5 protein-coding genes are annotated in these 4730 nt (G+C 25.3%); 2 read left to right on the forward strand and 3 right to left on the reverse strand.

What is annotated here, in order from left to right:
* The first annotated feature begins 449 nt into the window (after window positions 1-449).
* Window positions 450-1247 (forward strand): hypothetical protein, encoded by a 798-nt coding sequence (locus B2W91_RS13460; protein WP_291581762.1) that lies wholly within the window; start codon window positions 450-452, stop codon window positions 1245-1247.
* A 189-nt stretch (window positions 1248-1436) separates the two neighbouring features.
* Entirely contained in the window at window positions 1437-2312 is an 876-nt protein-coding gene (locus tag B2W91_RS13465) for a YitT family protein (protein ID WP_291581764.1), read from the forward strand.
* A 37-nt stretch (window positions 2313-2349) separates the two neighbouring features.
* Here B2W91_RS13465 and B2W91_RS13470 read toward each other — a convergent pair whose 3' ends face one another.
* The 3 genes from B2W91_RS13470 to B2W91_RS13480 are packed head-to-tail and all read right to left on the reverse strand — an operon-like array spanning window position 2350 to window position 4052.
* The gene (locus B2W91_RS13470; RefSeq protein WP_291581767.1) at window positions 2350-2661 is read right to left on the reverse strand and encodes a YbjQ family protein; all 312 of its coding nucleotides are present in this window, start codon (window positions 2659-2661) and stop codon (window positions 2350-2352) included.
* Entirely contained in the window at window positions 2642-2887 is a 246-nt protein-coding gene (locus B2W91_RS13475) for a hypothetical protein (protein WP_291581769.1), read from the reverse strand. The genes B2W91_RS13470 and B2W91_RS13475 overlap by 20 nt, the downstream gene beginning before the upstream one ends.
* A gap of 58 nt (window positions 2888-2945) precedes the next feature.
* Complete coding sequence (locus tag B2W91_RS13480) at window positions 2946-4052, reverse strand: mechanosensitive ion channel family protein (protein ID WP_291581771.1); 1107 nt, start codon at window positions 4050-4052, stop codon at window positions 2946-2948.
* Window positions 4053-4730 lie beyond the last annotated feature (678 nt).

Raw genomic sequence — 4730 nt, forward strand, 5'->3', positions numbered from 1 at the left:
AGACCAAGTTTTTTACTATTTTGCTGCCGTTTTTCGACTGCTTAATTATCTTATCATCTACTCACAACTTTGTCAACAACTTTTTTCACATTTTTTTCTTAGTTATTAACACTTTATCTGTCGCTTTCGACAAAAAATATAATATCATCATATTTTGATATAGTCAATAGCTTTTTCAATAATATTTAGTTATTTATTAAAATATTTGCTATTTAGTAAAACTTTATACACTATTATCTATTTTTATATGAAGAAGTATTACAATAACGTGGTCTTCATTTCATTACATTAATATATATTTTCAAAATAATTTGCAAAAATTTTATCTTGGTTAAATTTACTACATGGTTATATTATAGCTTTTATTACGTTAATGAATAAACATTCCACATTTCGGTTAAATTAAAGCATATTACAAAAAATATTAATTGATTTATGGTGGTTTTTAAATGAAGATAAGAAAAAAAATTTCTAAAGATAAACTAATTAATATATTTTTTACTTATGTTATAGTATTTTGCTGCATATGCACCTATACCTTAATATATTTATCTAATAATAATGAGAAGTTTCATAAAATCAATCGTGCAGAAGAAGATTTCTTCTGCAATTTAACTAATTTAAATAATTATGAAACCTCATACAATCTACAAACGAAATATACCTTTAATGATCAAACTAATAATAGAGCATTAGCTTTTTCTAACAATAATGTACACTATATTACAACCCTTAATCTTACTAATGAGAGACAAAAACATCTTTCAAAGATGTACAAAGAAATTGCAAGAGAATCAAAAAATGCTCATCTTCACGATAGTTTTAAGTATAGAGAAATAGATAGGGATAGTTTAAAAAAATATCTATCTACTAGAAATTCAATCTTAATGGAAGAACCCTATTTTTCTACTATAATAAATATTTCAGAAGAGTTTAACTTAAATCCATTACTGCTCTTTGCAATAACTGGTCAAGAACAAAGCTTTGTTCCTAGAAATCATCACAATGCTGAACAAATAGCCAATAATCCTTTTAATGTGTTTAATAGTTGGCAAAAATATAATACAGACATTGAAGATTCAACTAAAATAGCCTCAAGAACTGTAGTCAATTTATCTAAGGATAGACCTCCTAATGTAGATCCTTTCATATGGATAAACAGAAAATATTCAGAAGATAAAAACTGGTCTCAAGGTGTTAAGAATATATACTACCATCTAGAGCAGTTAGTGCCCTATATGAATTAAAATTATAGCTTATAATATTTAATTACATAAATTTTCAATATAACTTATTGCATAAGTACTTTATATATTTTATATTTATTTTAGACTTTAAATTTTTATTTAAAGTCTTTTTATTATCTTTTAATTGTGATAAAGTAAATAAATTAAACATATTATTTATTTAATAATTTTAGTTAGGAGGTTTTATTTATGAAATTAGACTTAGGAATAAGTAAATCAGAACTTATTAAATTCTGCATTATGATAGTGTTAGGCAGTTTTATATGTGCTATTGGTATAAACCTATTTATTATACCTTCTAATCTATTGAGTGGAGGTATTTCTGGCATAGCTTTAATATTTCAGTACATAGCTAAAGTCCCTATGGGTTACACTATACTAATATTAAATATTCCGCTATTTGTTTTAAGTGCTCGTAAAATAAACAAGAAATTTACTGTTTTAACGGCCTTTGGTACTTTATCTCTTTCTTTAGGACTAATAATATCTCAACCTTTAAATACTGTATTATCACCTGTAGCAGAATCAAATTTATTATTATATTGTATTTATGGTGGAGTTTTAAATGGCCTTGGTCTTGGAATAGTATTTACTAATCATGGTTCAACTGGCGGATTAGACATAGTAGGTGTATATATGAAAAAGAAATTTGGTATAAACTTAGGTTCTGTAAGTTTTGGCATAAACCTTATAATAGTATCAGTCGGAAGTTTATTATTTGGTTTTAATGTTGGATTATATACTCTTATCTCTATGTATACAACTGCTTTTATTATGGAAAAAGTTATTAAAGGTTTTAATAGCCAAAAAATGATTTTTATAATTACTCAAAAGCAAAAAGAAGTTACAAAAGCTATCATGGAAGAGTTAGGTAGAGGAGTTACTGTATTGTATGGTGAGGGTGCTTATACTCATGATAAGAGAAATGTGCTTTATTGTATAGTCTCCTTAGGACAGCTTCCTAAAACTAAGCATATTATAAAATCTGTTGATAGCTCTGCATTTGTGTCAATTATAGACACTGCTGAAGTTCAAGGAAAAGGTTTTTCTAATCCTTTATCATAATAAAAAAGTAAAACCCCAATATTAGGGTTTTACTTTTTTATTTAAATTTAACTGCTGTACCATAAGAGATAACTTCAGAAGCTCCGGTCATTATCGAACTTGTAGTATATCTTATATTAATAATCCCATTAGCTCCTAAGGTCTCAGCTTCTTCTACCATTCTCTTTGTTGCTATTGCTCTAGCTTCATTCATCATTTCAGAATAGGCTACTATTTCTCCACCTACTAAAGTTTTAAGCCCACTTAATATATCTTTTCCTACGTTTTTAGACCATACAACTGATCCTTTTACTATAGATATTGTCTCTATTTCTTTTCCGCTAATGTAATCAGTATTTACTAATATCATCTTCGTCACCTCGTTTAATTTCATTAATTCTCTCAATCATATTATACACAAGAGCTAAAACTAGAATTATGCCAAAGATTAGCATAAAAATCATAGCAACTTTTGATATTAAATCACCTGGAAGCTCATTCATCATAATAAATTCTTTAATTGATGAGTAAATAAATACTCCACCTAAGCATAAAAAAATTAATGTTATAATTATGGTTGTTAATATTTTTTTCATAAACTCACCCTATTTTATAATATTTAAATACTATTTATTATACTACTAATAAACTATATTATTCTTGAGAATTTTCAACATATATACTTCTTGTAGGAAGAGCTACTGAAACTTTTTCTTCTTCAAGTATCTCCATTATTTTGAAATTAATCTCTTCTTTAATAGCTAAATAATCCTTAAGTCCTGCCTTATTAGTGTAATAAGAAATAGATATATCTAAACTATTTATGTTAAAGCTTTCAAAAGTAACTAAGATACCATCATTATCAACATCTTTATGTAATTCTAACATCTTCTTTATTCTGCCAATACATGTTTGTATTTTTTCTTTAGAAGTATTATAAGTTACCCCTAAATTAAACTTAATTCTTCTTTTATCTCTTCTATTAAAATTAAATATTGAATCATTAGCTAGAATTGAATTAGGTACTGTAATTAATGCCTCATCAACAGTTCTAATCTTAGTACTTCTAAATGAAATATCTTCAATAGAGCCTTCTAAGTCTTTACACTGAACCCAGTCTCCAATTGAAAAGGGTTTGTCTAATATTATTATAATTCCTGCAATAATATTAGAAGCAGCATCTTTTGCTGCTAAAGCAAATGCTAATCCCCCTAATCCTAATCCTGTAATAAACGCTTTTAGATTATATTCCCATTTTTCAGCAATCATATATATTGCTAAAGCTATAATTATAAGCTTTAATGTCTTTGATATAAAAGGATATAATATTTTATCTACTTTAACATCGTAATTTTCCATTTTATCAAATATTAATGATGAATCCTCTGCTAAATTCATTAATCCTTGAGCTATCAATATAATAACTGAGCTATCAAATATTCTTTGTATTATTTTAGGACTTAAATAAAGCATATCCTTAAAAGCCATAGCTACTATATAAAAACCTAATACTAAAAAAAAGTTTCTTAATGGCCTTTCAAAGGCTTTCACTATTTTTAAAGCGCCTTTAATTCCAGCTTTAGATAAAACTTTCATTAATGCTTTCATCACATACTTAGCAAATATATTTCTTAAAAATAGTATTAATACAAATACTCCAACAGCAATAGCAATCTTTCTCCATGTAACGTATAATGGATTTTTAACTATAGCTTCCATAAATTCATTATTAAATACATCACTTAAAACTAATGCTAACATAAAATCTCCCTTCTTATTATCCTATTAAATAGTATATATCAAATTTTCTATATTTATATTCTATAGCAATTATATACATGTATACATTATATTCGCCATATATTGAGATATTATTATAAAATATCTACTTCAATAAAATATAAATGTTTTTATCAAATTCTGCAGAAAATTTTTAATACTACTTTAAAGTATTATACATAAAAATACATATAGTCTCTAAATTTTATTATAAATAGACGTAATCTACATAAATATAATTTGCGAACTTATATTTATATATGTTAATAATAATTATTATAAATATATTTTCAGAGATTTGAAAGGCATTTCGACAAATTATGATATAAAGTTATAAACTTTAATTATTTTATATTTCATTTTATTTACTTTAAAATATAAACTTCTAAATATGAAAATTTGTGACTAATTATCAGGAGTTTTTGACAATTAAACGTTAGAATGAAAATTTGTTAATGCCTATTTCCTCAAATTTATCATCTTAGCAATTTAAAACTTGAGTTAAGCATAGATATGTACTTTATAGATAGTATTAATATATGTAAATTTCAGTGATTTAGTATGCTATAAAATATATTAGAATAAACCCTTAATTCTTTTTTATGAAGCTAAAAAAAGCTTAGTACTTTGTACTAAGCTTTGGTGGCTCACCGGGGGATC

The sequence above is a fragment of the Clostridium sp. UBA6640 genome (assembly GCF_002455975.1).
In the GTDB taxonomy this organism is placed as follows: domain Bacteria; phylum Bacillota; class Clostridia; order Clostridiales; family Clostridiaceae; genus Clostridium_J.

What these genes read in the sequence shown, in the direction of transcription:
- B2W91_RS13460 (WP_291581762.1), top strand. Translation starts at nt 450, where the DNA reads ATGAAGATAAGAAAAAAAATTTCTAAAGATAAACTAATTAATATATTT.
- B2W91_RS13480 (WP_291581771.1), bottom strand. Translation starts at nt 4,052, where the DNA reads ATGTTAGCATTAGTTTTAAGTGATGTATTTAATAATGAATTTATGGAA.
- B2W91_RS13475 (WP_291581769.1), bottom strand. Translation starts at nt 2,887, where the DNA reads ATGAAAAAAATATTAACAACCATAATTATAACATTAATTTTTTTATGC.
- B2W91_RS13470 (WP_291581767.1), bottom strand. Translation starts at nt 2,661, where the DNA reads ATGATATTAGTAAATACTGATTACATTAGCGGAAAAGAAATAGAGACA.
- B2W91_RS13465 (WP_291581764.1), top strand. Translation starts at nt 1,437, where the DNA reads ATGAAATTAGACTTAGGAATAAGTAAATCAGAACTTATTAAATTCTGC.